Below are 1,541 nucleotides of genomic sequence, written 5' to 3' on the forward strand. Positions count from 1 at the left end.
TGGACGTGGTGGCGTCGGAGGGCTCCGGCGCGGCGGAGGCCCGCGTGCTGGCGAGGGGCGCGCGGGTGGAGCGGGTGCCGGGGTCGGCGGACATGGGCGCGCCGGGCGTGGGTGCTGCCGGTGAGGGGGCGCTGGTCGTGCTGGCGGTGCCGAGGGCGGCGGCCGCCGAACTGGCCGGGGCGGGGATCTCCGGCGGACTGGCGGTGATCCTGTGCTGATTCGTACTGACGAACTATGCCGTCACCGGGCAACCCTCCCGAATGGGGTGGTTACGGGCCCTACTGCCGTAGGTTGCCGAGGAGTTCACTCCCCTTGCGGCATGTACGGAGGAAAGCGCACCCGTGAGCGAGACGAAGAAGGTCAGTGTGCTGGAGGGCTTCAAGGCCTTCCTGATGCGTGGCAACGTGATCGATCTGGCGATCGCCGTCGTCATCGGCGCGGCGTTCACGAACATCGTGAACGCGTTCGTGAAGGGGGTCATCAACCCGCTCGTCGGTGCGTTCGGCACCAAGGACCTGGACAGTTACAGCTCCTGCCTCAAGGGCCCGTGCAAGACGGACCCCGCGACGGGCGAGGTGACGGAGGGCATCCAGATCCTGTGGGGGTCGGTGCTCAGCGCGGCGCTCACGTTCCTGATCACCGCTGCCGTCGTCTACTTCCTGATGGTCCTGCCGATGGCGAAGTACCTCGCGCGGCGGGCCGCGATGCAGGCGGCGAAGGAGGGCGTCCAGGAGACGCTGGAGGTGAGCGAGCTGGAGGTCCTCAAGGAGATCCGCGACGTCCTGGTCGCACAGCGCGGGAACGGCGGCGGCGGGAGCCCGGTCCCGGACCGGATCTAGCCGCGCCCGGCGGGGCGCGCGTCAGATGTGGTGCGGCGGCTTCTCGTCCAGGAAGCGCGCCAGATCGGCCGCGCTGCCGCTGGACGGGGGCCGGTCGCCCCACGCCTGATCCGTGTCGTCCGAGGCCCGCTGGTCCAGCGGGTCGTCGAAGATCAGCGCCGGACGCGGCCGGGGCCGGGCCGGCTCGGCGGGCTCCGCGTCACGCGGTTCGGGGGCGGGTCGGGGGGTGGTACTCATGCCCCCAGGGTACGACCGGCCCGCCCCGGTCGGCGGTCAGCGGTCCTTGGGGTCGAGCAGCCAGAGCCCGAGGACGACGAGGAACGAGAGGCAGAGGAAGCCGGCCCCCCACCACGCGGTCCCGGTGTTGCCCTCCATCCACTCGTCCACGATGACCGTCAGGCCCCACAGCTGCCCGATGACGACACTCATGGCCAGCACGAGGCGCGCGGTGAGCTTGGACGACCGCTCGGGCTCCTGGTCGGTGCCGGCGCCCGGCCCGGGCCCGGTGTGCCGGACCCGGGGGTCGCCGTAGCCGCTGGTGGGCCGGATCTGCGGATAGCGCTCGTGGACGGGCCGGTTCAGCTCGGCCCGCGCGCTGCCGGGGTGGTACTCGGGGTAGCGCGCGGCGGGCCGCGGGGCGCCGGACGGCTGCGGGGCCCCGGACGGCCGGGCGGCGTCGGAGGGCTGCGGGGCGTCGGGGGG

3 protein-coding genes and 1 pseudogene are annotated in these 1,541 nt (G+C 73.1%); 2 read left to right on the forward strand and 2 right to left on the reverse strand.

All coding sequences use genetic code 11. The features are described from left to right. Window positions 1-218, forward strand: a pseudogene (locus MHW47_RS35320) (hypothetical protein); the annotation flags it as partial. 174 nt (window positions 219-392) lie between these two features. Further along, window positions 393-839, forward strand: a complete 447-nt coding sequence (locus tag MHW47_RS35325) for an MscL family protein (RefSeq protein ID WP_374230200.1) — start codon at window positions 393-395, stop codon at window positions 837-839. A 21-nt stretch (window positions 840-860) separates the two neighbouring features. Here the strand turns inward: MHW47_RS35325 and MHW47_RS35330 are convergent, their stop codons facing one another. Both MHW47_RS35330 and MHW47_RS35335 read right to left on the reverse strand, forming a co-directional pair. Next, on the reverse strand, window positions 861-1,076 hold the full coding sequence (locus tag MHW47_RS35330; protein WP_239227894.1) for a hypothetical protein: 216 nt from the start codon (window positions 1,074-1,076) through the stop codon (window positions 861-863). A 36-nt stretch (window positions 1,077-1,112) separates the two neighbouring features. Next, window positions 1,113-1,541 (reverse strand): hypothetical protein (locus MHW47_RS35335; protein WP_239227895.1); only part of this gene is annotated, 429 nt, incomplete at its 5' end.

It is taken from the genome of Streptomyces sp. OfavH-34-F (assembly GCF_022347745.1).
Classification (GTDB): Bacteria; Actinomycetota; Actinomycetes; order Streptomycetales; family Streptomycetaceae; genus Streptomyces.

What these genes read in the sequence shown, in the direction of transcription:
- MHW47_RS35330 (WP_239227894.1), bottom strand. Translation starts at nt 1,076, where the DNA reads ATGAGTACCACCCCCCGACCCGCCCCCGAACCGCGTGACGCGGAGCCC.
- MHW47_RS35325 (WP_374230200.1), top strand. Translation starts at nt 393, where the DNA reads ATGCGTGGCAACGTGATCGATCTGGCGATCGCCGTCGTCATCGGCGCG.